Annotated in this window: 23 protein-coding genes and 1 riboswitch; of the genes, 9 read left to right on the top strand and 14 right to left on the bottom strand. The window is 67.3% G+C overall.

All coding sequences use genetic code 11. The features are described 5' to 3' along the window. Nucleotides 1-3 precede the first annotated feature (3 nt). Genes PWF70_RS05160 through PWF70_RS05140 form a run of 5 tightly spaced genes read right to left on the bottom strand, consistent with a single transcriptional unit; the run spans nt 4 to nt 5,343 of the window. Nucleotides 4-1,086, bottom strand: a complete 1,083-nt coding sequence (locus PWF70_RS05160; protein ID WP_006358240.1) for an MCE family protein — start codon at nt 1,084-1,086, stop codon at nt 4-6. Further along, nucleotides 1,083-2,414, bottom strand: coding sequence for an MCE family protein (locus PWF70_RS05155; RefSeq protein WP_006358239.1), 1,332 nt, complete (start codon nt 2,412-2,414; stop codon nt 1,083-1,085). Before PWF70_RS05155 ends, PWF70_RS05160 begins: the two co-directional genes overlap by 4 nt. Nucleotides 2,415-2,417: 3 nt before the next feature. Then, a complete protein-coding gene (locus PWF70_RS05150) occupies nt 2,418-3,299 on the bottom strand; it encodes an MlaE family ABC transporter permease (RefSeq protein WP_279939069.1) in 882 nt (293 codons plus the stop codon). 2 nt (nt 3,300-3,301) lie between these two features. After that, nucleotides 3,302-4,108 carry an MlaE family ABC transporter permease gene (locus tag PWF70_RS05145; protein WP_006358237.1) on the bottom strand — a complete coding sequence of 269 codons (807 nt, stop codon included), beginning with the start codon at nt 4,106-4,108 and terminating at the stop codon, nt 3,302-3,304. Beyond that, nucleotides 4,105-5,343, bottom strand: coding sequence for an ABC transporter ATP-binding protein (locus tag PWF70_RS05140; protein WP_035753406.1), 1,239 nt, complete (start codon nt 5,341-5,343; stop codon nt 4,105-4,107). Before PWF70_RS05140 ends, PWF70_RS05145 begins: the two co-directional genes overlap by 4 nt. Before the next feature lie 317 nt (nt 5,344-5,660). Between PWF70_RS05140 and PWF70_RS05135 the strand changes: the two genes are divergently transcribed. Beyond that, nucleotides 5,661-6,587 carry a type IV toxin-antitoxin system AbiEi family antitoxin gene (locus tag PWF70_RS05135; RefSeq protein ID WP_035753266.1) on the top strand — a complete coding sequence of 309 codons (927 nt, stop codon included), beginning with the start codon at nt 5,661-5,663 and terminating at the stop codon, nt 6,585-6,587. A gap of 163 nt (nt 6,588-6,750) precedes the next feature. Here the strand turns inward: PWF70_RS05135 and rplL are convergent, their stop codons facing one another. Beyond that, nucleotides 6,751-7,140, bottom strand: coding sequence for a 50S ribosomal protein L7/L12 (rplL, locus tag PWF70_RS05130; RefSeq protein ID WP_006358234.1), 390 nt, complete (start codon nt 7,138-7,140; stop codon nt 6,751-6,753). A gap of 80 nt (nt 7,141-7,220) precedes the next feature. Continuing rightward, the gene (gene rplJ / locus PWF70_RS05125; protein WP_006358233.1) at nt 7,221-7,745 is read right to left on the bottom strand and encodes a 50S ribosomal protein L10; all 525 of its coding nucleotides are present in this window, start codon (nt 7,743-7,745) and stop codon (nt 7,221-7,223) included. 273 nt (nt 7,746-8,018) lie between these two features. Between rplJ and PWF70_RS05120 the strand changes: the two genes are divergently transcribed. The 3 genes from PWF70_RS05120 to PWF70_RS05110 all read left to right on the top strand — a co-directional run bounded on the left by PWF70_RS05120 (nt 8,019) and on the right by PWF70_RS05110 (nt 12,869). Then, complete coding sequence (locus PWF70_RS05120; protein WP_006358232.1) at nt 8,019-9,206, top strand: glycoside hydrolase family 76 protein; 1,188 nt, start codon at nt 8,019-8,021, stop codon at nt 9,204-9,206. 224 nt (nt 9,207-9,430) lie between these two features. After that, complete coding sequence (locus PWF70_RS05115) at nt 9,431-11,482, top strand: CocE/NonD family hydrolase (protein ID WP_006358231.1); 2,052 nt, start codon at nt 9,431-9,433, stop codon at nt 11,480-11,482. A 127-nt stretch (nt 11,483-11,609) separates the two neighbouring features. Then, a complete protein-coding gene (locus PWF70_RS05110; RefSeq protein ID WP_006358230.1) occupies nt 11,610-12,869 on the top strand; it encodes an oxygenase MpaB family protein in 1,260 nt (419 codons plus the stop codon). Between the two features lie 8 nt (nt 12,870-12,877). Here PWF70_RS05110 and PWF70_RS05105 read toward each other — a convergent pair whose 3' ends face one another. After that, nucleotides 12,878-13,396, bottom strand: a complete 519-nt coding sequence (locus PWF70_RS05105; RefSeq protein WP_006358229.1) for a TIGR04338 family metallohydrolase — start codon at nt 13,394-13,396, stop codon at nt 12,878-12,880. Nucleotides 13,397-13,444: 48 nt separating this feature from the next. Between PWF70_RS05105 and PWF70_RS05100 the strand changes: the two genes are divergently transcribed. Continuing rightward, nucleotides 13,445-14,347: a YhjD/YihY/BrkB family envelope integrity protein gene (locus PWF70_RS05100; RefSeq protein WP_035753411.1), complete on the top strand. Its 903-nt coding sequence runs from the start codon at nt 13,445-13,447 to the stop codon at nt 14,345-14,347. Nucleotides 14,348-14,354: 7 nt separating this feature from the next. Here PWF70_RS05100 and PWF70_RS05095 read toward each other — a convergent pair whose 3' ends face one another. From PWF70_RS05095 to PWF70_RS05085, 3 genes are all read right to left on the bottom strand, one after another. Then, nucleotides 14,355-15,185: a DUF2786 domain-containing protein gene (locus tag PWF70_RS05095; protein WP_035753412.1), complete on the bottom strand. Its 831-nt coding sequence runs from the start codon at nt 15,183-15,185 to the stop codon at nt 14,355-14,357. A 100-nt stretch (nt 15,186-15,285) separates the two neighbouring features. Next, nucleotides 15,286-15,558, bottom strand: a complete 273-nt coding sequence (locus PWF70_RS05090) for an excalibur calcium-binding domain-containing protein (RefSeq protein WP_006358226.1) — start codon at nt 15,556-15,558, stop codon at nt 15,286-15,288. Between the two features lie 108 nt (nt 15,559-15,666). Continuing rightward, nucleotides 15,667-16,620, bottom strand: coding sequence for an L-lactate dehydrogenase (locus PWF70_RS05085; RefSeq protein ID WP_035753267.1), 954 nt, complete (start codon nt 16,618-16,620; stop codon nt 15,667-15,669). Nucleotides 16,621-16,749: 129 nt separating this feature from the next. Continuing rightward, nucleotides 16,750-16,931, top strand: a riboswitch (cobalamin riboswitch). Nucleotides 16,932-17,003: 72 nt separating this feature from the next. Here PWF70_RS05085 and PWF70_RS05080 point away from each other — a divergent pair. From PWF70_RS05080 to PWF70_RS05065, 4 genes are all read left to right on the top strand, one after another. After that, complete coding sequence (locus PWF70_RS05080) at nt 17,004-18,056, top strand: FecCD family ABC transporter permease (protein WP_042375449.1); 1,053 nt, start codon at nt 17,004-17,006, stop codon at nt 18,054-18,056. Then, complete coding sequence (locus PWF70_RS05075; RefSeq protein ID WP_006358223.1) at nt 18,056-18,883, top strand: ABC transporter ATP-binding protein; 828 nt, start codon at nt 18,056-18,058, stop codon at nt 18,881-18,883. Before PWF70_RS05080 ends, PWF70_RS05075 begins: the two co-directional genes overlap by 1 nt. Next, on the top strand, nt 18,880-19,941 hold the full coding sequence (locus PWF70_RS05070) for an ABC transporter substrate-binding protein (protein WP_042375450.1): 1,062 nt from the start codon (nt 18,880-18,882) through the stop codon (nt 19,939-19,941). The genes PWF70_RS05075 and PWF70_RS05070 overlap by 4 nt, the downstream gene beginning before the upstream one ends. A 171-nt stretch (nt 19,942-20,112) precedes the next feature. Beyond that, a complete protein-coding gene (locus PWF70_RS05065) occupies nt 20,113-20,562 on the top strand; it encodes a hypothetical protein (RefSeq protein WP_035753268.1) in 450 nt (149 codons plus the stop codon). A 31-nt stretch (nt 20,563-20,593) separates the two neighbouring features. Here PWF70_RS05065 and PWF70_RS05060 read toward each other — a convergent pair whose 3' ends face one another. Genes PWF70_RS05060 through PWF70_RS05050 form a run of 3 tightly spaced genes read right to left on the bottom strand, consistent with a single transcriptional unit; the run spans nt 20,594 to nt 23,732 of the window. Then, nucleotides 20,594-21,925, bottom strand: coding sequence for a bifunctional adenosylcobinamide kinase/adenosylcobinamide-phosphate guanylyltransferase (locus tag PWF70_RS05060; protein WP_155225044.1), 1,332 nt, complete (start codon nt 21,923-21,925; stop codon nt 20,594-20,596). After that, a complete protein-coding gene (locus tag PWF70_RS05055) occupies nt 21,922-22,713 on the bottom strand; it encodes an ABC transporter ATP-binding protein (protein ID WP_155225043.1) in 792 nt (263 codons plus the stop codon). The genes PWF70_RS05060 and PWF70_RS05055 overlap by 4 nt, the downstream gene beginning before the upstream one ends. Next, nucleotides 22,710-23,732 carry a FecCD family ABC transporter permease gene (locus PWF70_RS05050; RefSeq protein WP_155225042.1) on the bottom strand — a complete coding sequence of 341 codons (1,023 nt, stop codon included), beginning with the start codon at nt 23,730-23,732 and terminating at the stop codon, nt 22,710-22,712. Before PWF70_RS05050 ends, PWF70_RS05055 begins: the two co-directional genes overlap by 4 nt.

The raw sequence follows: 23,732 nt of genomic DNA, 5'->3' as shown, positions 1-23,732 counted from the left end.
TGGTCACCCCCCTGGCTTCTCGTCGGTCCAGCAGCGCGTCGCGGCGCTGGTGTAGAGCACGTGATTGATGTCGGGCAACGGCACCAGCGGTTGTGTCAGCACCGTCGACTTGCCGTTGCCGGCGACGATGTCGATGCCGCACAGATAGAACTGGAACCAGGAACCGAAGGTCGCGGCCCGGCCGATCTTCTGCAGCTTGATCGGCAGGTTGGTCAGCGTCTGCTCGATGTCCTTGTCGCGCTTGTTGATCTGATCGGCGAGCGACTTCAGACCGGCGATGTCGCCCTGGATGGAGGGTCGCGTCGCACCGAGGATGTTCGCGGTCACCGAGGTCAGGTTGGACACCGACGAGATTGCCGAGCCCACCGAACCGCGCTGTGCGGCAAGGCCGGTCACCAGCTTCTCGGTGTTGTCGAGGAGGCTGGTGAACTGCGCGTCGTTGCGGTTGACCGTGTCGAGCACCTTGGTGAGGTTGCCGATCAGGTCACCGATGACCTTGTCCTTGTCGGCGATCGCATTCGTCAGGTCCGCGGTGTCGCTGACCAGGCGCGTGATCGAGCCGCCCTGACCGTCGAAGATCGCGATGATCTGCTCTGTCAGCTTGTTGACGTCTTCGGCCGACAGCTGCTGGAACAGCGGACGGAACCCGTTGAACAGTTCGGTGAGGTTCACCGGCGGATGCGTGTCGGTGCGGCCCGGCTCCAGCCCGAACGTGTGGCCCTGCGCCACGGTCTTCGTCGGGTCGCCCGCCCCCCGCTCCAGACCGAGGTACCGGAGACCGGTGAGGTTGCGGTAGCGGATGTAGAGCTGGGTGCCGTCCGGCAGCCGGTCACGGTCGACGTTGAACGAGACCATGGCCCGGTTGCGGTCGTAGACCTCGACCTTCTCCACCTGTCCCACCCGGACGCCCGCGATGCGGACGTCGTCGCCCGCATTGAGCAGCGTGGCGTCGGTGAAGACGGCCTTGAACTTCGCGTCACCGTCACCACCGGCGTTCGCGATGGTCAGCGCGAGCAGGCTGGTGGTGACCACGGTGACGACCGCGAAGACGATCAGCTTGACGAGGGGCGCGATGATCGACCTCATTTGATGTCGACCTTCGCTCCCTGGAGGGCGCCGCCGGCGAGCATCGTGACCCAGGTCGGCACCGACTCCGGCGTCTCACCGGTGGTCGCGCCGTAGATGACCTGGAGCTGCTTGCGGTAGTCCGGGTCATCGAACGGGTTGGGCTCGACCGATCCCGCGGGGATGCCGCTGAACTGCGGCTGCGGGAGCGTCTTGACGGTGCGCGGGCCTGCGTTGCGTGACGGCGGCTGGTAGCTGCCGTCGGCGAGGCCGCCACCCGGGTACTGCGGGAACGGGCGACCGTTTTTGGCGGGCTCGTAGCACACGGCGGGTGGATCGAGGTCCATGAAGCGGGGTTCGTCCTGGTTCGGTAGGTATCGGCCACGGGGATTGACGAACTGCAGGTTCACGCGCACGCCCGGGTTCTTGGTGCCCTCGCCCACGATGACTCGAGACTCGGGGATCAGACCGGCGAAATTGCGGAACGTGCACACGAACGTCGGAGACTGCTTGGCCAGCCCGACGAGCAGTTGTTCGGAATCGACGGCGAGGTCGATCAGGTCGGTTCGGTTCTGGCGGAGCCAACCGGTGAGGTCATCGGAGGCCACACCGAGCGTGGCGATCAGGGTCCGCAGATCGCCCTGCCGTCCGACGATGGTGTTCGACGTGGTGCGGAACGAGTCCAGCGCGTCGACGACGTCGGGCAGCGCCTGCGAGTAGGTCTGCGAGAAGGTGGCCAGGCCCTCGAGGGTGCCCTCGAGGTCGGGCAGGTTCTTGTTGACCTCGCCGAAGATCTGGTCGAGCTCCTCGAGCGTGGTGCCGATCTGCTCGCCGCGACCCGACAGCGCCTTCGACAGCGAGGTGAGCGTGGCGTTGAGATCCTGCGGCGGGATCGCCTCGAGCACCGGCAGCAGGTCGTCGAACAACTGCTGGACCTCGAGAGCATTGCCGCTCTTGTCGGTCTCGATGGTTGCGCCGTTCTTCAGCGTCGGACCGTTGTTGTCCTCGGGAACCTGCAACGCCACGTACCGCTCACCGAAGAGCGTCTTCGGCAGGATGCGCGCGGTGGTCTTGTCGGACAGCTCCGAGGCCTTGGTCGGATCGAGGCCGAGGATGACCTCCACCGAACCGTCGGGCGCCGGCTTGACCTCGCGGACCTCGCCGACGACCATGCCGCGCGCCTTCACGTCGGCGTTCGCGGGAAGCGCGTTGCCGGTGGAGTCGGTCAGCAGGGTGACGTCGGTGAAGTCTTGGAACGTCTTGTTGAACTTGGTGATGGTCGCGGTGAGGAACAGTGCGACCACGATGAAGAAGACCAAGCCGAGCAGTCGTCGGCGCAGGACCGCCATCTGCTAACCCCCCACTCGCACGGTCGTGGTGGTGCCCCAGATCGCGAGTCCCAGGAAGAAGTCGAGGACGGCGATGAGGACCAGCGCCGCTCGGACCGCGTGACCGACGGCCACGCCCACACCTGCGGGACCCCCGGATGCGTAGTAGCCGTAGTAGCAGTGCACCAGGATGATGACGAAGGCGAAGACCAGCACCTTGCCGAACGACCAGAGCACGTCGGCCGGCGGCAGGAACAGGTTGAAGTAATGGTCGTAGGAGCCGCCGGACTGCCCGTTGAAGACGGTCGTCACCACTCTCGAGGCGAGATACGCCGACAACAGACCCAGCACGTACAGCGGGATGACGGCGATGAAGCCGGCGATCACGCGGGTCGACACCAGGAACGGGATCGACGGCACGGCCATCGTCTCCAGGGCGTCGATCTCCTCGGAGATACGCATGGCGCCGAGCTGGGCGGTGAAGCCACAGCCGACGGTCGCGGACAGGGCGAGGCCTGCCACGAGGGGCGCCACCTCACGGGTGTTCACGTAGGCCGAGAGGAAGCCGGTCAGGGCCTGCGACCCGATCTGGTCGAGTGCCGCGTAACCCTGCAAGCCGACGACGACGCCGGTGAAGCCCGACATCAGCACCATCACGCCGATGGTGCCGCCGATGACCGCGAGTCCGCCCGAGCCGAAGGCGACTTCGGCGAGCAGGCGCAGGACCTCACGGGTGTAATGCACCAGCGTCTTCGGTATCCACGCCAGCGTGCGGCCGTAGAACGACATCTGCTCGCCGGCACCGTCGAGCACCTTGAGTGGTTTGCCCAGCTGTTTGCGGGCCTCGTACATGTAGTACTCAGGCCTGCTCTTGGCGATCGTCACGCCGCCGCCACCATCGGTCACGACTAGCTCCCCTTCGGTGGGACGATCTGCAGGTAGACCGCAGTGATGATCAGGTTGGCGAGGAACAGCAGGAGGAAGGTGATGACGACGCTCTGGTTGACGGCGTCACCCACACCCTTCGGTCCGCCCTTGGGGTTGAGCCCCTTGTAGGAGGCGACGACGCCGGCCAGCACACCGAAGATGGCCGCCTTCAGCGTCGACACGTAGAGGTCGGGCAGCTGGGCGAGAGCACCGAACGACGCCAGGTAGGCGCCCGGGGTGCCGCCCTGCACGACCACGTTGAAGAAGTAACCACCACCGATGCCGATGACGGCGACGAGGCCGTTGAGCAGCATCGCGACCAGGACCATGGCCAGCACACGCGGGACCACGAGGCGCTGGATCGGGTTGATGCCCAGCACCTCCATGGCGTCGATCTCCTCACGGATGGTGCGCGACCCGAGGTCGGCGGCAACCGCCGATCCGGCCGCACCCGCGATGAGGAGCGAGGTCACCAGTGGCGACCCCTGCTGGATGACGACCAACACGCTGGCCGCGCCGGTGTACGACTCGGCGCCGAGCTGTTTGATCAGCGAACCCGTCTGCAAGGAGACGATTGCGCCGAACGGAATCGCGATCAGGGCGGTCGGCAGGATCGTCACACTGGCGATGAACCACGCCTGCTGGATGAACTCCCGCCACTGAAACGGGCGCACAAAGGTCTGGCGTGCAACATCGACGAAGAGCTGAACGATATTGCCGGTCTGGGCGAGAGCACCTGTTCCGGCCTGCGCGATTCGGTCGACGCCACGCGTGGTGGCATTGGTCATCCCTGGATGGTCCGCCCTTCGTTCCCGTCAGCAGCACGATGACTGGGCTTGGTCAGTGCGTCGCCGCCACCGGGCGTCTGCCACTGTTCGGTGGGCGCATCGCTGCCGCCGTAGTCGATGACGTCGGTCTTGGCGTCGGCGACGGCCACGTTCCCGGCGGGAGCGCTGGTCCACTCGTTGTCTCCGCCGTGGCGTCCGCCGCCGCCGCCCGCCATGTCCTCGGCGTGCGCGCGGCTCTCCTCGCGGATCTGGTCTTCCTGCTCCTGGCTGCGGCGGATCGCTTCCTGCGCGTTCTCCGGCAGGTCGGGCAGCATCGCGTGGACGCGCTCACGGTGACGGGCGATCGCCTTACGTTCGGGCATACCGGGATTGGGCTGCACCTGCGGGATGATCTCGGTGAAGTCCTCCTTGGTACCACCACCGGAGATACCCGCGGCCTGCATGGCCTCTTCCTGCTTCTGGACGGCCTCGTCCTTCTCCTCGGACATGCCGATCGGACCGAAACGATCACCGGAGAGGAACTGCTTGACCACCGGCTGCTCCGAGGTGAGCAACTGCTCGCGCGGACCGAACATCACCAGCTCCTTGCGGAAGAGCATGCCGATGTTGTCCGGGATCGTCCGGGCGATGTTGATGTTGTGCGTCACGATCAGGATCGTCGCGTCGATCTGCGCATTGATGTCGATCAACAGCTGCGAGATGTAGGCGGTACGCACCGGATCCAGACCCGAGTCCGGCTCGTCGCACAGGATGATCTGCGGATCCAGCACCAGCGCGCGGGCCAGACCGGCACGCTTGCGCATACCACCGGAGATCTCACCGGGGAGCTTGTCCTCGGCACCGGTCAAACCGACCAGGTCGATCTTCTCCATCACGATGTCGCGGACCTCGTTCTCCTTCTTCTTCGTGTGCTCACGAAGCGGGAACGCGATGTTGTCGAACAGGCTCATCGAACCGAACAGCGCACCGTCCTGGAACAGCACACCGAACAGCTTGCGGATCTCATAGAGTTCCTTGGCCGAACACTGCGTGATGTCGGTGCCGTCGATGATCACCGAACCCTGCTCGGGATGCAGCAGACCGATCAAGGTCTTCAGGAACACCGACTTACCGGTACCCGACGGACCGAGCAGCGCGGAGACTTCCCCCTCCGGGAGGGTCAGAGTGACATCACGCCAAATGTTCTGAGAACCGAACGACTTGGTGAGCCCCTCGACACTGACCTCTACACCCACAACTTCCTCCAGACGATCGCTGCCCCCGAAGGCGGCCACGGTGTGACCGCACACCCACCGGTGGCATTTGTGGTTGGGGTCACTGTAACCGACCAGGGACCACCAACCATGCGACCGGAGTCACTCAGCTTGCGCCCGCGAAAGCTACCAGCCGGTAACTCTCGCTGCGTCGATGACATTAGCCGATGGAACGAAGTGAGGGAAGTCGGACATCAGCGCCGGATGTGATGCCGGACGCAGAGTCCCAGGTCACTCGGGAAGTGTCCGTTTCGGCGATGGAAATTGAACCGAGAAGGCGCCTCGTGCGTCCAATCCTCATGACTTGGTTCCCGACCGATCGACACGGACTCATACGGCGCGAATCGACGCTGCGGGTCGGCATCACCGACGACACCGTCGCAGCGGCGGTGGACGGGGGCGACTTGATCCGACTGGCGCCAGGGGTCTACGTGGAAGCCACCCCCGACACTGCCGATCCCACCGCGGCCCATCGCCTGCGGTCCATCGCGGTGGCGACCTCGGCGCGCGATCGCGGCACGACGACGCTGAGTCATGATTCGGCCGCAGCCATCCTCGGCCTGGAACTCCTCCACCCCGACCGCGAAGCTGTCCATCTCACCAAGAAGTCGAACGCGGGCGGTTTCGTGCGCGGCCACCGACATGTGCACAACGGTCCGCTGACATCCGCCGAGATCAAGATCGTCGACGGGATCGAGGTGACGACACTCGAGCGCACTGCGGTCGACGTCGCGACGAACGGCGACTTCGCGCAAGCACTCGTGGCCTTCGACCGAGCGCTGGCGATGAAGGCCGATCCATCGGCCATGACAGCCATCCTCGACGCACGATCACGGCGGCCCGGGACCAGAATCGCACGACGCGCCCTGTCGTTCGCCGACTCGTCGTCGGAGAGCGTAGGTGAATCGTGGAGCCGCGCCCAGATGATCGCAGCCGGACTCCCCGTCCCACGCCTGCAGCACAGGTTCCGGACATCACAGGGCGAGGCGCGGGCGGACTTCGACTGGGACGGTCGGCTCGTCGGCGAGTTCGACGGACTCCAGAAGTACGGAATGCGCCCCGGAGAGACCCCACGAGAGGCACTGCTACGCGAGAAGCGGCGCGAGGACGCCCTGCGAGCCATGGGGATCATGGTGGTCCGCTGGACGTGGGCCGAGCTCGAACGAGGAGAGCTGGTCGGCCTCCTGAGACCCTGGCTCGTGAAGTTGGGGCTCGCGGCCGCCTGAGCGAGCCACTCTCAGACTTCATTTCGACGCTGCGACTTCGATCGAGGTCGCAACGTCGAAATGAGGTCTGGAAGTCAGGCCGCCACGAGAGTCGAGTGCCCAAACAGCAACAAGCCCGGGACAGCAATGCTGTCCCGGGCTCGTGAAGTCGAGTAAGAGAGTCTTACTTGACGGAAACCTTGGCGCCGGCCTCTTCGAGCTTGGCCTTGGCAGCCTCGGCGGCGTCCTTGTCGACCTTCTCCAGGAGAGCCTTCGGAGCACCCTCGACGAGGTCCTTGGCTTCCTTCAGGCCCAGACCCGAGACGACCTCGCGGACGACCTTGATGACCTGGATCTTCTTGTCGCCGGCACCCTCGAGGATGACGTCGAACTCGTCCTGCTCGGCAGCGGCCTCGCCACCGGCAGCAGCCGGGGCACCGGCAGCGGCAACGGCGACCGGAGCGGCCGCGGTGACCTCGAAGACCTCTTCGAACTTCTTCACGAAATCGCTGAGCTCCAGCAGGGTCAGTTCCTTGAACTGCTCGATGAGCTCGTCAGCGGTGAGCTTCGCCATGGTGGCGTCCTTCCTGTAAGTCCCCGTACGGGGTTGGTGTGCATCCCCGTACGGTCCGGGGATTGGCTTGGTGCGGCGAGTTATTCGCCGGCTTCGTTCTTCTTCTCCTGCAGGGCCGCTGCGAGACGCGCGACCTGCGATGCCGGCTGGTTGAACAGACCGGCTGCCTTAGCCAAGTTGCCCTTCATGGCGCCGGCGAGCTTGGCCAGCAAGACCTCACGGGTCTCAAGGTCGGCGATCTGCTCGATCTCGGCAACGGACAGCGCGCGGCCGTCCATGTACCCGCCCTTGATGACCAGAGCCTTGTTGTCCTTGGCGAACGTCTTGATCGCCTTCGCGGCCACAACCGGCTCACCTTCGATGAAGGCGATGGCGGTCGGACCGGTGAACAGCTCGTCGAGCCCTTCCACGCCCGCATCAGCTGCGGCACGCTTCACCAGGGTGTTCTTGGCGACGGAGTAGGTTGCACCCTCGCCGAGGGAACGTCGCAGCTGGGAGATCTGGGTGACGGTGAGTCCACGGTATTCCGTGACCACTGCCGCCGAGGAGCCCTTGAACTGCTCTGCGATCTCCGCAACAGCGGCGACCTTTTCGGACTTGGCCATACTTCGCCTCCTCTCCTCGTCACTTGAGTTGGTCGGGTTCAACTGAGCGACGGGCCGTGGAGGCGATCGAGGGCGGAAATGACAAACGCCCCGGCACGCAGGCACGGGGCGTGAAGACGCACACTGATGTGTGGGACCACATTCCTCGTTCATCCTGCGTGGGCCGGCGACTTCGTCGCGCCTTCGTTCGGGAGTTCCCGACGACCAACGGTCTCTGGTTGAACCGATACGACGCACGGTTGTGCATCACACCGACGACTAGGCTACGTCCTTGTGGGGGAACAAACCAAATCGACCGACGCGCACGACGCCAACGAGCGCGCGCAGGCCGCCATGGACGCCGTCGCGGCGCGGCATCTGCAGCGCGCCTTCTGGCTGCCGGCGACGCGGACGGCGGCGGTCGCCTGGCCGATCGGGTTCGTCGCGGCGCATCTCGGATCCTGGCACTACTGGTGGCACGCACATCTCGTCGACCTCCTCGTCGACGCCGCGATCCACAGACCCGAAGGTTCCGCACACGGAGACCGCTCCTTCGACCCCGATGTCGCCGACGACGCCAACCGGGTGTTGCGCGGGATCAAGGTGCGCAACCTCGGACGGTGGACGAACAACTACTACGACGACATGGCGTGGCTGGGACTGGCGATCGAACGCGCCGACCGTCACCTCGACCTCGACCATCGACGCGGCCTGGAGGTCCTGACCCGGCGCATGCTCGACGCCTGGGTTCCCGAGGACGGGGGCGGTATCCCCTGGCGCACCACCGACCAGTTCTTCAACGCCCCGGCGAACGGCCCCGCGGCCATCCTGGTCGCCCGTACCGGTCACGTCGAACGCGCGGTCGCGATGTGTGACTGGATGGACGCCAACCTCATCGACCCGAAGACGCACCTCGTCATCGACGGCCTGAAGAAGCAGCCCGACGGTTCGCTGAAGGCCGAGACCGGCACCTATACCTACTGTCAGGGCGTCGTCCTCGGCGCCGAACTCGAGGCCTTCCGCGCGACCGGCGGACAGCGCCATCTGGACCGTCTGGCCCGCCTCCTCGGTGCCGTCGAGAAGCACTCCTGCACCGACGGGGTGATCAAGGGCGGCGGCGGTGGCGACGGCGGCCTGTTCCACGGGGTGCTCGCCCGTTATCTCGGGCTCATCGCCACCGACCTCCCGGATGTCGACGGATCGGATGAATTGCGTGCCCGGGCAGCCCGAATCGTGGCCTCGAGTGCCGATGCGGCGTGGGCGAACCGCACCGAGGTCCGCGGCCGCGTCGTGTTCGGCAGCGACTGGCGCAGCAGGGCCGTCATCCCTACGGCCGCCGGCAAGAAAGCCCAGTTCGTGGCGGGTGCGGTGATGCCCTCGGAGGTCCCCGAACGCGATCTGTCGGTGCAGCTGTCGGCGTGGATGGTCCTCGAGGCGGCGGCCGCGATCGACCTGTCGCTACCGGAATGTGACCGGCCGTAGACCTCCGATGGCCAAACCGAGGCCACCTGGTTAGCCATCCGATACCGGCGCTGAGCTATTCTTCAGCGAACGCGTGAGGTGACCTGGAACACACTGACATCCGCCGCCAGCGGAGCGGGTCCGGCGCCCACGACCGACACGAAGGGGTGTCGGTGTCCACCCGGCCATCTCGACCAGCAGCACTCGCGGTGCGACACCTCTCACCCCAGGCAGGGTGGTGCACCATGACGTATCAGTTGGATCCCGCGGAACGCCGTGCGCGGCCGGCCCCTTCGCCTTCGCGACGTCCCACGGAAGCACCCCATTTCGGTACCCTCCCCCTCGGCGACCCCACCGGAGGAGCCGACGGCATCCGCTGGCGTGAACAGGTCGACGGCAAGCAGCTGTACCCGCGCGTCGTCATCGACCGCGACGTCTCGATCACCATGAGCGACGGGGTCGTCCTGCGTGCCACCGTGATCCGTCCGGCCAACCGGTTCGGCCAGACGGTCCTCACCCCGTACCCCGCGATCATCAACATCAACCCGTACAACCGGGCCGCCATCGACTTCGTCGACCAGGCGCTGCACGCTCCCGTCCTCGGCAAGGCGTTGCACACCGCGTCGGCGTCGATCGATGCGGCCGGTACCGCACTCGAGGGCCTCACCACCCTCACCCAGACGCTGTCGGGGGGCGTCTTCGACGTCTTCGGCATCAACCGCAACCTGGTGCGCAGCGGCTACGTACAGGTCGTCGTCGACGTCCGCGGCACCGGTGCGAGCCACGGCAAGTGGCAGATCCTCGGCCCGCGCGAGCAGGAGGACTCCGTCGAGATCATCGACTGGGTCAGCGAGCAGGACTGGTGCGACGGCACCGTCGGCCTGGCCGGCTGGTCGTATTCGGCGATCAACTCGCTACAGGCCGCGGACAAGCGCCCGCCGCAGCTGAAAGCCGTCTTCGCAGTGGAGGGTTGCGACGACATCGTCCGCGACATCTACATCACCGGCGGCATGCCTTCGGCGTTCATCCCGGTGTGGCTGTCGGCGGTGAACATGCTCAAGTGGGTGCCCAACCCCGCCAACATCATTCGGGACATCACCAGCGGTCACGCGTTGAGGTGGGCCATCGACCGGGTGAAGTCGCCGGCCACCGAGATCCCCTCGCTGCTCTGGGGTTTCCTCACCGCCCGCGACCCGCGCATCTTCGACGACCCGTATTTCGACGAACGCGACCCGATCGTCGACCGCATCGAGGCACCCACGTTCACCGTCGGCGCCTGGCATGACCTGTTCGGCCGCAGTGCAACCGGCGTCTACGAGCGGCTGAACATGGAACCGGGCCGCAAGCAGATGATCGTCGGCGACGGCTATCACCTCGACGTCGGTTCGGGATACGGCGGCAAGTTCGCGCCACCGCGTCTGGACGTCCTCGAACGCGCCTGGTTCGACCGCTGGCTCAAGGGGCACCGCAACGGCGTCGAGCACTACGGGCCGGTCACGATGCTGCAGCAGGGAGGTGCGTGGACCGCCGGACAGAACTTCCCCCGCCCGGGCGTCGAGCCGAAGCGGTTGTACCTGACGGCCGATGCCTCGTCGACCGCCGACCATGCGGTACACGACGGCTCGCTGGGTTCGACTCCCGCACAGGGTGTCTCGTCGTTGCACATCCGCCCCGACATCCGCGGTCTCCGATCGCGCGACATGACCCAGGTGACCGCCGGCGCCACGATGGTCCTCGGCGCCGATTACGCCAAGGACGCACGCTTCCAGGAGCGGGGCGCGTTGTCGTTCACCACCGGCCCGGTTCTCGAGGCCACCCCGATCAGCGGCGCGATGAACCTGCGACTCAACGTCGCAACCACCGCCCACGAGGCGATCTGGGCGGTGACCGTGAACGACGTTGCGCCCGACGGCACGTCGACGGTGCTCACCAACGGCGCCCTCTCCGCGTCGAATCGCGCACTGGACCGCAGCAAGTCGACCTACGCGGCCGACGGCAGCCTGCTCTCGGCGCACCACTACCTGTCGCACAAGCGCAAGCTGCCGGTGCCCGCCGACGAGCCGGTCCGCATCGACGTCGACCTGGTCCCGACCGACGCGGTCCTGCAGCCGGGGCACCGCCTACGCGTCGACGTCTACGCGGCGAGCCTGCCCCGCTACCTCACGGTGGTGCCCGACCTGATCAAGGCACGCGGCCGCAGGCAGCGCCTGGTCCTCGACCCCGACCATCCGAGCTACCTCACGTTGCTCGCGGGTGAGGGACTGTGCGCCGACGCACCCGAGGCGGTGCAGCTCTAGCTGCGCAGCGCCCCTACCTGCAATTTGGGACGGTTCTTTTTGTTCGTCCCATTGACACCGTCGTACCTCCGACCTACGTTTTGGGTGACAGCCGTTACCCAGAACCTCCGATCGGAGTGCACGTCCGATGACCACCGCACGGGTTGCCACCACGCCGCCGCAGGCGCCGCCGAGCACCCCCGCACCGACTATCCCGTCCCGCCACCCGGACGGACCCTGCAAGATCCCGATCGGCCTGCGGCTCGTCGGACCCCTGCTGGGTCTGCGCAAACCCGACCGCGAACTGTTCCGTCATCTCGGTGAACTCCTGACGATCGGCGACGAGCCGGCGGATCGCCTGGTCGAGTGGATGCACACCGCCGGAATGGCCCGGTCCCGTCCGCTGTTCGAGCGGGCACTCGTCAACGGCATCGACTCGATCGACGACGCCCCGGCCCCGCTGCGCGAGTTCTTCACCGAGGTGGAAACCGTACCCACCTGGGTCGACCGCGACCTGATCGAGAAGGGCGCGCGGGTCATGCGCAGCGGAGGCGCCGACGGCCTGTACGTGGCGCGTGACGTCGCCCTACTCGGCGGCTACCAGTTCGCCGGTTTCAACCAGACGCTGCTGCGCACCGGCGCCCTCGAGAAGGGCTCGAACACACGGTTCGCCGAGACCACCCAGTGGGCCACCGACGTCATCACCGAAAACGGTTTGCTGCCACAGGGAATCGGTTACCGGTCGACGCTGCGCGTCCGCCTGATCCACGCGATGGTCCGGCGCCACGTCGCGGCACTACCCGACTGGGATTCCGATACCTGGGGGCTCCCCATCAATCAGACGGACATGGCCGCGACGCTCGTCGGAGCACTCGTCTCGCCCAGCCTGGGCGTGGTCATGATGGGACTCGTCAACCGCCCCAGTGAATATGACGCCGTCGCGCACCTCACCCGGTACGCGGGATGGCTACTCGGCGTGCAGGACGAGTTCCTGCCCACGGGCTTTCGCGACGCGATCCGCGTGCTGCTCCAGACCTCGTACGTCCTCTCCACCCCCGACGAGACGACCAAACAGCTCTCGGTGCCCATGGCCGACGATCCGCTGCAGTGGAACTACTCGCGGTTCCCGAAGTTACGTCGCAAGATCGCTCGCGCACAACACCTCTCGGTCACCAGCGGCTTCCTGGGACCCGCGGCGATGCGCACACTCGGACTGCCGTTCGTCCCACCGTGGTATCCGGCGATCCGGTTCCCGGTGAACATCATCCGTTCGGTGCAGGCGCAACGCCCCGGCGGACGCGAACGTGCAGCGATCCGCGGCGCCGCCGAACAGCGCGAGTTCATGCGGATCATGACCGGCGGTGAGGCCACCGTCGGCCATGCCGCGAAGGAGATCACCGGGCACTAGGCGCCCGATCAGCCGATCCCGGAATCGGCCAGCACCACGCGGAACACGAAGGCCGCCTCGGGGCCGAGGACGAGGCCCACGAGTTCGATGAAGGTGAGCACGAAGCCGCGTCCGTGCCCCGGCCCCTTGGAGTCGTCGAGGTGATGGGCGAGCTCGTGCAGCACCACGAGCTCGCGTAGCGCCCACCGGCCCTCCGCCGACGACGGGATCGCGATCTCCGCGCTGAGCAACTTGTCACCGGAGATCGTCGTCGACCGGGCGTAGTGTGCCGAGCTCTGGCCGCGCCGCTCGCGCACCGACACCGGCTCGGCGGCGCGTGGGAACCGCGACCGTACGCTCGGCAACTCCAGCACCAGTCCCACGTAGTCGCGCACCGCGTCGATCGAGGCGAACCGGGCCTCGGCGGGCAGCGTGAGTTCGGTTCCGGCCAGCTGCACGGTGCGCGAGGAGGACGCGGTGTCGAAGAGTCGGAAGACGAGTCGCTCGGCGTCGTAGTACCGGGCACGCCCGGTGTCACGCGGACTCATGGCATCGCCAATGATGATGAGGGTCCGCCGTACCCGATGGGAGTCCTCATGCGCCGTCCCGACCTGCACGCGATCGGCGAACGTGTGCTGCGACTGCCGGGCGCGACGCTGAGCCTGCGCATCCTCACCGACATCGCGCGCGGCGACATCACCGACCGCGCGATGACCCTCGCCGCGCAGGCCTTCACCTCGATCCTGCCCATCGTCATCCTGCTGCTCACGCTCCCGGGCAGCGACGTCGTCGACGACGCCCTGAGCGGGCTCGGCATCCCGGTGAGCAAGCTCGACCACAACTCGGTGGACAACCCGCAGTCGTTCGCCACCTTCGGGATCATCGGCGCACTCATGACCATCGCCGGCGCCACCTCCCTGTCACGTGCACTCGGCCGAATGTATGTCGCGATCTGGGGCGTCACCAAACTGCCGTGGCGAGCTTTCTGGCGCTGGGTGATCGTGCTGTTCCTCATCCCGACCGCGGTCACCGCGCAGGGGCTGTCGACCGGCCTGCACGCCGAGACACTGTTCGGCCTCCACCTCGGCGGCAGCGGCCTCCTCGGCATCGTGCTGGTCTTCGGAGTGACGGTGACGATCTGGTCGGGCACCTTCACCGCCATCCCGCGCTTGCTGGTGTCCACCCAGGTCCCGCTGCGTCTTCTCGCCCTCAACGGTGTGGTCACGGGGCTGCTGATCACTGCCCTGCTGGCCGGCAGCCGGCTCGCGCTGCCCACGTTGGCGTCGGGAACGATCCGCTATTTCGGCACTCTCGGCATCGTGTTCGTCGCGATCAGCTGGCTGTTCGTGTTCGCTGCGATCCTGGTGGTCACGGCCATCGTCGCGCACGGCGTGGCCACCGACCCCGGACGTGTCGGCACCTGGGTTCGACGTTGGGCGGGAACCCCGACCCCGTTTGCTCCGACCCCGTCGGTGGCCTGGTACGACCGCGGCGCCTGACCACTCGTCAGGCCTCCAGAGCGCCTCGCGCACCGCCGAATTCACGGTCGGCGCCGATCTTGGCCCGACGCCCCGCCCGGTCCCCCGCCTTCCGGGCGGCCTCCGAATAGCCGGCCGACGCGCTCGACGCCCGCCACGTGCCGCGAGCGGTGGACTCGGTCTTGTAGAAGTCGGTGACCTCGAGTTCCTTGTTGCGCAGGGCCAGCGCCGTCGAGCGTTCCGGCTCACCCGAGCGCCGTTCGGCGGCGAGTGCTTCTTCGCGGGCGGCGTCGCGGGCCTCGGTGAGACGTTTGCCGATGCGTTCGGCGAAGGCCGACTGGAAGTTGAGTCGCGCAGTGATCGGCGACAGCGGCTTCTCCTCGATCACCCGCCGCGCTCGCCAGCCGCTGCCCTTGGTGACGACCCGCGCGAAGGTCTCGCCCTTGTACGCCCCCGACCGCAGATAGGCATCGCTCGCCGCGACCATCTGGATGATCAGCGACGTGTAGAGCGCCTCGCAGGCGTCGATGTCGGCCTCGTACCCGTAGGCGAGGACGAAGGTCGAGTTGCTCGCGACGTCGACGGTCACGTCGTTGGCCATGGTGATCGCCACGAACAATTGCACGTAGGTGCGCAGGCCACGCTTACCCGGCTCGCCGATCTTGATCTGCCGCGAGATCGGGGTGACCTGCTTACGCGCGGCCGGATCGTGCGCGCGGGCCACGGCGAGATCGATCGACGACGCCGTGGCAAGGCGTTGTGCGGCCTGCATGAACGTCTCGGCCTCATGCTCGTTGTCGGTGTTCTCCGCCTGCCGCAGGAGGGCGGAGATCCGGGTGAGCAGCTTGTCGTCGCGCATGTAGTTCAGACTATCTGCGCGCCCGATCGGTTCCATCGGACTGCAGGCGAGCAGAAAAAGCCAGGTCGGAGACCCTCACGCACAGTGTGTGACCGAAGGGTCAGTTCTGCTCGCAGGCGATGCCGTCCTTGTCGCGGTCGCTCTCGTCGTTGGCGTCGTAGAGGGCCTGGTCGACGGTGAAGTTCGTAACCGGCGTGCCGGAGGTCGAGTCGACGGCGCCGGGCTCGCCGACGCCGTGCGGGTAGTCGGCGTTGAGTGCCGCGCAGTTGGCGTAGTCGGTCGCCGCCGATGCAGGTGCCGCCACCATCAGCGGCGCGATCGCCATCGACGCCGCAGCGACAAAACCCAGAACCGTCTTCCGCGAACCACTCATCGTCGAACCTTCTCTTCCACCGATGTGACCAGGTGAAACTACCCCGGCGAGGATGCCGCACCGGCATCGAGCACCGAGATTGGTCCACCCGATGGACAGTGCCTGCCCCTACAACCCGAATCGCGCCTGCATCCGGCGTAGCGTCTCCGCCGAGGCGAGCAGACCGGCTTCCTCGTCCGGCGACAGCGGCACCTCGAGGCGCGTCTGCGCACCACCGCGGTCGACGACGGTCGGCAGGGAGAGACACACATCATCGAGCCCGGGGAATCCGGAGGCGACCGTGGACACCGGGAGCACCCGGTGTTCGTCGTTCAGAACGGCTTCGACGATACGGGTGGCGGCGAGGCCGATGGCGTAGTTGGTGGCCCCCTTGCCCTCGATGATGGCGTAGGCGGCGTGCACGACCTCGTCCCGGATACGCTCCCGTGCAACGGCATCCATCTCCCGACGCCCAGGTAGCGGCGTCCACGACGTCAGCGGCACGCCACCGATCGTCGCCGACGACCACAGCGGTATCTCGCTGTCACCGTGCTCGCCGACGACATACGAGTGCACACTCTGCACCGCTACCCCGCAGTGCTGCGCGACGAGGAACCGCAGCCGCGACGAATCCAGCACGGTTCCCGACCCGAACAGCTGATTCGGCGGCAGGCCGGTGATCTTCTGCGCCGCATGGGTGACGACGTCCACCGGGTTGGTCACCATCAGGTAGATCGCGTTCGGTGCCACCTCGAGCACATCCGGCAGGATGGCGCGCGTCAAACCGATTGTGGCCTCGGCCAATTCGAGTCGGGACTGCCCCGGCTTCTGCTTGGCTCCGGCGGTGAACACGACGACGTCGGCGTCGGCGCACACCGACACGTCGTTGGAGCCGATGATGTCGGCGCGCGGTACGAACTCCAGACCGTGGGACAGGTCGAGCACCTCGGCGGTGACCTTGGCGGCCTTGATGTCCAGCAACGCGACCGTGCGCGCGACCCCGCGGATCAGCGCCGAGTAGGCGATCGCGGTGCCGACCGCGCCCGCCCCGATGATCGCCAGTTTCGTGGGTCGTCCGTCCATCGGATCACCGTTCGCCTCGGTTCGATTCGCACCTGTCCGTTGCCTGTCAGCGCCCAGCCTAAGACCTCCGGGCATCCCTCGCCCGACGACTTGGCGACGGGTCGGTGAGAGCTCCGTGTCCGTATTGCTAACCTCACCGGTGAGAGCGGTCGCACCTGCACAGGCGGGTGCCAGGGAACCTGGTGCGAATCCAGGACTGGCGCGCAGCGGTATGGGGGACGGACCCGACATCAGGCCACTGGGGCAACCCGGGAAGGCGTCGGGTTCGGACGAACCCGAGTCCGAATACCTGCCGTTCTCGTCGAGTCCACCCGGCGTCTCGCGCACAGATGCCCAGACCAAAGGCAGTTCCACACGTGTCCCGTCCTCCCGACGGCACGACGATGATCGCCACCGCCATGTCGGTACGGCGACTCCCGTCGTTGCCCCTTGCCCTGATCCTTCTCGCGCTCACCTTGGTGAGCATCGCGATCGCCACCGCTTTCGGTGCCGAGACCATCCCGCTCGGCGATGTCTGGCGAACCGTCGCCGGGCGCCTGCGAGGCGACGAGCTCGACGCCGCCCACTCCGTGATCATCTGGGATCTCCGTTTGCCGCGTTCGGTTCTCGCGGCGATCGTCGGCGCCGGTCTGGCGCTCGCCGGCGCCGTCATGCAGGCCCTCGTCCGCAACCCGCTCGCCGAGCCGTACCTGCTGGGCGTGTCGGCCGGCGCCGCGGTGGGTGCGACGGCGGTCATCACTCTAGGATCGTTTGCCGCCCTGGGTGTCTGGGCGTTGTCCGGCGGCGCGCTGATCGGCGCCCTCGCGGCCTCGGTCACCGTGTACGCCGTCGCCCGGGCGCAGGGCGGACTGACCGCCCTACGCCTGATCCTCTCCGGAGTGGTCCTGTCGTCGGCGTTCCTGGCGCTGTCCTCACTGCTGGTCTTCACCGCGGCCGACCCGCATGCCGCCGACAACGTGATGTTCTGGATGTTGGGCAGCGTCGCCGGCGCGACCTGGGCGAAAGTGCAGATCGCCGGGGTTGTCGTCGTGGTCACGGTGCTCGCCATGCTCGCGATCCACTCCTGGCTCGACGCCTACGCAGCCGGGACCGACACCGCGACATCCCTCGGGGTTCCGGTGCGCGCCATGCGAAACGCGCTGTTCGCGGTCCAGGGAATCCTGGTCGGCGTTCTGGTCTCAGTCGCGGGTGGAATCGGATTCGTGGGCTTGATCGTCCCGCACGCGGCACGCCTGCTCGTCGGTGCGACGCACCGCGCGATGATTCCCGTAGCGGTCTGCGGCGGTGCACTGTTCCTGGTGTGGGTCGACGTCATCTCACGGGTGGCCGCGTCACCTCGCGAGATGCCGCTGGGCATCGTCACCGGACTGATCGGCGCACCGATCTTCCTGTTCCTGATGGGACGGCGCCAGTACGTGTTCGGCGGCGAAGCCTGATGGGCGCCGTGGAGCGCTCGATGTCCCTGCGCGCGAACGCCGTCGGTTGCCGTCGAAGTGGCCGCCCGATACTGCGCGAGGTGGATCTCGACGTCCCTGCCGGAACCCGACTCGCCATCGTCGGACCCAACGGAGCGGGCAAGACCACGTTGCTGCGGACACTGTGCGGTCTCGAACAACCGGCCGAGGGGCGAATCCGGTTGGGCGACGACGATCTCGATCGTCTTCCGGCTCGGCGTCGCGCGCTGTCGATCGCGGTGGTCGGTCAGGATGAACACCCGTCGGCCGAACTCACGGTCGCCGAAGCGGTGGGCCTGGGACGCACGCCGTACCGATCCGCCTGGGCCATACGTAACTCCGACGACCACGCGATCGTCCGGTCCGCGCTGGAGCAGGTGGGACTGGGCGGTTGGGAACACCGTTCGTGTACGCAGCTGTCCGGCGGTGAACGGCACCGCGTCGTGCTCGCCCGCGCAATCGCACAGCAGACGCCGATCCTTGTGCTCGACGAGCCGACGAATCATCTCGACGCGGCCTGGCGACTGCGGTTGATGCAGGTCCTCGACGACCTCGAGGCGACTGTGATCGCCGCGATGCACGACCTCGACCTCGTCCTCCGCCACTTCGACTCCGTCGCCGTCATTTCCGACGGCGGCGTCACCGCACACGGCCCACCGGTCGAGGTGCTGACCCCGCCGCTGCTGGCGTCGGTCTTCGATGTGTCCGGCACCGTCGTGCCACACCCCGAGACCGGCCTCCCCCATCTGCTGCTCGACTCCCCCACCTCTCCTGCACCGCAGGTCTACGCCACCAAGGAAAATCGATGAGACACAACATCACCCGATACGCCACGCTCGCCGTCGTCCTGGGCATCGCAGCGGGCTGCGGCACCGAGTCCGGCGCCGTCGCAACCGACCGCGTCACCGTCACCAACTGTGGCGCCGAGGTCGCCTTCGACCAGCCTCTCGATCGCCTGTTCGTCAACGACGGCGGGATGATCGCGATCGCGCTGGCGGCGGGCGCCAGAGACAAGATCGTCGCCGTCAGTGCGCTCGCCCGCGACAAGGACGTTCTCCGACTCGAATACGGCCCACAGGTCGACACGCTCGACGAGGTCGCCACCGAGCAGCCCACCCTCGAGAACATCGTCGGCGCCAAACCGCAGGTCCTCTACGCCGGCTACAACTACGGCATGAGCGAGTCCCGCGGCATCACCCCGGAGATCCTGGCCTCCCACGGGATCGACGTGTATCAGCTGTCGGAGGCGTGCCGTCAGGTCGACGGCCAGGCTCAGCGCGGCACGATGGACCCATGGGTCGCGCTCGACACCGACCTGCGCAACATCGGCACCATCGCCGGCAATCCCGAGCAGGGCGCGACGGTCGCCGACGACATCTCCGACCGCCTCGAAAAACTCCGTGCTGCACCGCAACCGGCATCGAAACCGACGGTCTTCGTCTTCGACAGCGTCTCCGACACCATCTTCTCGTCGGGCTCCTTCGGTGGCCCGCAGGGCATCATCGACGCGGCGGGCGCGCGCAACGCGACCGAGGATGTCGAGGACACCTGGACCGCGGTGAGCTGGGAACGGATCGCCACCGCCGACCCCGATCTGATCGTCTTCGTCGACTATCCCGGCCAGTCCGTGGAGCAGAAGATCGACGCTCTGCGCACCAACCCCGCCAGCCGCAATCTGAAGGCGGTGCGCGAGAACCGCTTCGTGAACCTCCCCTACGCGATGTGGGTGTCGAGCCCGCTCAACATCGACGCCGCCGAGACACTGCGGTCGGTTTTCGAGGCACATGACCTCGCGCCGGCGTCGGGGATCACGCCCACCCTCGACGTCCGGCAACTCGGACTAGGCGGCAACGACTGGCTCGGCTGAGCACCCCCACGAGCGCGAATGATCCAGCCGGTTTGTTATCAGAGGTGAAATACCTTCGACCAGATGACGCAAATCGGACATCGTCCACGTACCGTGATTCCAGTCGGTCGAGGGCGTTGCTGCCGCAACATACGTTTCGCCGCACCATTCGGTTCGAGTAGGAGTTCGAAAATGAGACGCACATTGGGAATAGCCGCATTGACCGTGGCAGCCGCCGCCACCATGATCACGTCGCCCGCTTCCGCCGCTCCCGGGTTGCCGTTGCCCGGCAACGACTCCGGAAGCCTGTCGGCGCCCCTCCTCGGCGTGCTCCCCAGTATCAGGATGTCGGTGGAGAATTCTCTCGGCAGCGAACTCGGCCCGAATCGTTACAGCAGACCGTTCGCACCCAGGGTGAAGTGGTCGGCGCGCGTCTTCGGCGCCCAGGGCAGGGACATACCCTGTCGAATCGACATCACCTTCCGGGGCACGAGCCTTCCTACGTACCACGCGACGGTCTGCGAGGGCAGCGCCACGTTCACCGACCCCTTTTACAACAAGCCGGGTACCTTCACGATCACCGCCTACGAGAACATGTCCGGGATGGGCGCCCGGGATTCCAGGACGTTCGTCATCCAGTGACATCGCCGTTCACCTGTTCACCCGCACCGGGCTACCGCACAACCAGGGGTTGACCGGCGACCATCATCACGACCTGGTCGGCGCGGTCGGCCATCTCGGCATTCAGTCGGCCGAGTTCGTCGCGGAAGAGACGGCCCGACGCGGTGGCCGGGACGACGCCGCTACCGACCTCGTTGCTGACCGCGACGACGGGCACCGGGCAGCTCCGCCAGGCGTCGAGTAGGTCCTCGACGTCGGACCGCACGGCATCGAGTTCGCCGCTCTCCCAGGCATCGTGGTGATCGATCCGGGCGGCCAGCCAGGTTCCGAGACAGTCGACGAGGACCGGGTGACGCGCGGATCGTAGGACACCGGCCACCTCCGTGTCCTCGATCGTCGTCCACGATGCGGGGCGTCGTTCACGATGGAGTTCGACGCGTCGGTCCCAGTCGGGATCGCCGGCTCGCGGACCGCCGGCGGCGACATAGACGACGTCGTCGACGCCGGCCAGCAGACCTTCGGCATACCGCGACTTCCCCGACCTCGCCCCTCCGGTGACGAAGATCCGCCGCCCGACCGACTCGCCCAAGTCGAGCACCTCCCCGTCTCGTCCCGGCCGCGCGCCGAGATCCCGAAGCCGCTCTCGGAGCACGCCGACCGGCGGATTGTGGTGTCCCAGATGGACTGCGACGACGTCGGTGGAGTCGACGACGGCACCCACTCCACGCAGTGCCGCTACCATCGTCGCAAACCCGGGTAACCCGAGATGCCCATCGGACAGGTCCTCACGATCGCCGAAGGTCTCCTCGAGGAAGACCGCGTCGAACTCGGCCCCGGTCACCGCATCGAACCAATCGTCGGGCCACACACCGGTGTCCGTCGCCCACAGCAGCCTCATACCGTCGGGACCGGTGACGTCGTACAAGACCGCATCACCGTCGCGAAAGACCTGGTGGCGCGCCGGGAGCACCCGCACGTCGTGGTCCCCCACCCGCACCTGGTCACCCGCGACGACCGGCGTGAACCGCACGCCGGCGTCGGGCCCCACCCACGGGCGACACACATCGAGAGCATCGGCCGGACCGATGAGTTCGAGTTCACCGACCCCGTCGACCCACGACCGGAACAACAACGACTGCGGTGCAAGATGATCGGCGTGCGCATGGGTGATCAGGACGTGACGTACGTCGGCGAGCGAAGCACCGTGGCGCACCGCCGACCCGGGCGCGTCCGATCCGAAGTCGAGCATGAGCGCGTTGTCGACGAGCGCGGCTGTCTGGGCACGGAAGTCGTGCCGGCGCCGCGCATCGGAACACGAATCACAGCGGCAGAACGCATTCGGCCAGCCGTCGGCGGCACCCGTGCCGAGCAGCGTGACCTTCATCGTTCTCCGGGTCCCGGGTCACGCACCGGCAGCACGGCCGGGCCGTCGCGGCGGTCGAGCACCTCGACCTTCGCGGCGTAGACGTCCCGGAGTCGTTCAGCGGTGAGCACCTCCTCGGGCGTACCGTCGGCGACGATACGTCCCCGGTCGAGGAGCACGAGGCGCTGTCCGTACTGGGCCGCCGATGTCAGGTCGTGCATCGCCGCGATCACGGTCAGCTCACTGGCCTGCCGCATGGAGTCGACGAGGTCGAGGACCTGCTGCTGGTGGCCGATGTCGAGAGCGCTGGTCGGTTCGTCGAGCAACAACACGCGCGGCTGCTGGGCGAGTGCCCGGGCGAGCACCACCCGCTGCAACTCACCGCCCGACAGCGCCGAGGCGGAACGGTTCGCGAACTCCTCGAGGTCGAGTCGCTCGATGACGTCGTCGACAACCTCGCGGTCCGAGCGGGTCTCGCTGCCGAATCGGGCGATGTGCGGGGTGCGGCCGAGGCCGATGAGCTCCCGCACCGACGTGCCCTCCGGGACGATCGGCCGCTGCGGCATCAGCGCCACGGCCCGGGCGATCTCGCGGCGGCGCGCACGACCCGGGTCGACGCCCGCGACGTCGACCCGCCCGGTCGAGGCCACCAACCCGGCGAGGGAGTGCAGCAGCGTCGTCTTACCCGAACCGTTGGGCCCCACCAGGGAGACCCAGGTGCCGGAACCGATCTCGAGGTCGACGTCGTGCAGGACCTCCACTCCCCCGCGCGACGCGCACACACCTCGACAGGTGATCGCGGCGGTCATTCGACGCTCCGTCCGCTGCGCCGGAGGACGACGAGGAAGAAGGGCGCGCCGATGGCGGCGGTGACCACGCCGATCGGCAACTCCGACGGCGACATCGCGGTCCGCGCGACCACGTCCGCCAGCACCAGGAAGGCCGCACCCACCAGCAGCGACAACGGCAGCAGCAGCCGGTGCCCAGGACCGACGAGGAGCCGGACGGCGTGCGGGATGACGATGCCGACGAAACCGATCAATCCGCTCACCGACACCACCGCCGCGGTGCCGAGCGTCGCGACGCAGACCAGCAGCAGGCGCACGCGTTCAGGTCTGATCCCCAGGCTCGACGCCTCGATGTCACCGACCGCCATGACGTCGAGTGTGCGCCCGAACAGCACGATGACGGCGACGCACGCGAGGACGTACGGCAGCACGGTGACGACCTCGGACCAGCCGTCGGTCGCCAGGCGGCCGAGCATCCAGTTGTAGACCTGCCGCAGCGTGTCGTCGTGCTGCTGCATGAGGAAGGTCTGGATGGCATTCGCGAACGCCGCGACCGCGACTCCGGCGAGGATGATGACCACCTCGGTGCGGCCGCCGCCGACGGTCCGGCCCAGCGCATAGGTCGCGGCCACGGCCAGGATGCCGCCGACGAACGCCGCGGGTGGCAGGCCGATCGTGCCCGCGGCACCGCCCAGGACGATCGCGACGGTCGCGCCGAGTCCCGCGCCGCTGGACACACCGAGCAGGTACGGGTCTGCGAGCGGATTGCGGAAGACACCCTGGTAGGCGGCACCCGCGACGGCGAGCATCGCACCGACCAGCGCTCCCAGCGCCACGCGCGGCATCCGCACCTCCCACAGGATCGTCTGCTGGCGGGGGGTGAGCCCGGATTCGACGTCGACGAGCGGGAGTTGGTCGAGGAGGTCGAGCAGCACGCCCTTCGGGGTCAGTCCGGCCGGGCCGACGAGGACTGCGAGCATGCATGCGCCCAGCAGCACTGCGACGGCCCCGCAGATCACCCCGATGTGACGGCTCGACAT

It is taken from the genome of Gordonia sp. Swx-4 (assembly GCF_030316175.1).
Classification (GTDB): Bacteria; Actinomycetota; Actinomycetes; order Mycobacteriales; family Mycobacteriaceae; genus Gordonia; species Gordonia alkanivorans.
This window is presented reverse-complemented; position numbering and strand designations above follow the sequence as displayed.

What these genes read in the sequence shown, in the direction of transcription:
- PWF70_RS05160 (WP_006358240.1), bottom strand. Translation starts at nt 1,086, where the DNA reads ATGAGGTCGATCATCGCGCCCCTCGTCAAGCTGATCGTCTTCGCGGTC.
- PWF70_RS05155 (WP_006358239.1), bottom strand. Translation starts at nt 2,414, where the DNA reads ATGGCGGTCCTGCGCCGACGACTGCTCGGCTTGGTCTTCTTCATCGTG.
- PWF70_RS05145 (WP_006358237.1), bottom strand. Translation starts at nt 4,108, where the DNA reads ATGACCAATGCCACCACGCGTGGCGTCGACCGAATCGCGCAGGCCGGA.
- PWF70_RS05135 (WP_035753266.1), top strand. Translation starts at nt 5,661, where the DNA reads ATGACTTGGTTCCCGACCGATCGACACGGACTCATACGGCGCGAATCG.
- rplL (WP_006358234.1), bottom strand. Translation starts at nt 7,140, where the DNA reads ATGGCGAAGCTCACCGCTGACGAGCTCATCGAGCAGTTCAAGGAACTG.
- rplJ (WP_006358233.1), bottom strand. Translation starts at nt 7,745, where the DNA reads ATGGCCAAGTCCGAAAAGGTCGCCGCTGTTGCGGAGATCGCAGAGCAG.
- PWF70_RS05115 (WP_006358231.1), top strand. Translation starts at nt 9,431, where the DNA reads ATGACGTATCAGTTGGATCCCGCGGAACGCCGTGCGCGGCCGGCCCCT.
- PWF70_RS05110 (WP_006358230.1), top strand. Translation starts at nt 11,610, where the DNA reads ATGACCACCGCACGGGTTGCCACCACGCCGCCGCAGGCGCCGCCGAGC.
- PWF70_RS05105 (WP_006358229.1), bottom strand. Translation starts at nt 13,396, where the DNA reads ATGAGTCCGCGTGACACCGGGCGTGCCCGGTACTACGACGCCGAGCGA.
- PWF70_RS05100 (WP_035753411.1), top strand. Translation starts at nt 13,445, where the DNA reads ATGCGCCGTCCCGACCTGCACGCGATCGGCGAACGTGTGCTGCGACTG.
- PWF70_RS05095 (WP_035753412.1), bottom strand. Translation starts at nt 15,185, where the DNA reads ATGCGCGACGACAAGCTGCTCACCCGGATCTCCGCCCTCCTGCGGCAG.
- PWF70_RS05090 (WP_006358226.1), bottom strand. Translation starts at nt 15,558, where the DNA reads ATGAGTGGTTCGCGGAAGACGGTTCTGGGTTTTGTCGCTGCGGCGTCG.
- PWF70_RS05085 (WP_035753267.1), bottom strand. Translation starts at nt 16,620, where the DNA reads ATGGACGGACGACCCACGAAACTGGCGATCATCGGGGCGGGCGCGGTC.
- PWF70_RS05080 (WP_042375449.1), top strand. Translation starts at nt 17,004, where the DNA reads ATGATCGCCACCGCCATGTCGGTACGGCGACTCCCGTCGTTGCCCCTT.
- PWF70_RS05075 (WP_006358223.1), top strand. Translation starts at nt 18,056, where the DNA reads ATGGGCGCCGTGGAGCGCTCGATGTCCCTGCGCGCGAACGCCGTCGGT.
- PWF70_RS05070 (WP_042375450.1), top strand. Translation starts at nt 18,880, where the DNA reads ATGAGACACAACATCACCCGATACGCCACGCTCGCCGTCGTCCTGGGC.
- PWF70_RS05065 (WP_035753268.1), top strand. Translation starts at nt 20,113, where the DNA reads ATGAGACGCACATTGGGAATAGCCGCATTGACCGTGGCAGCCGCCGCC.
- PWF70_RS05060 (WP_155225044.1), bottom strand. Translation starts at nt 21,925, where the DNA reads ATGAAGGTCACGCTGCTCGGCACGGGTGCCGCCGACGGCTGGCCGAAT.
- PWF70_RS05055 (WP_155225043.1), bottom strand. Translation starts at nt 22,713, where the DNA reads ATGACCGCCGCGATCACCTGTCGAGGTGTGTGCGCGTCGCGCGGGGGA.
- PWF70_RS05050 (WP_155225042.1), bottom strand. Translation starts at nt 23,732, where the DNA reads ATGTCGAGCCGTCACATCGGGGTGATCTGCGGGGCCGTCGCAGTGCTG.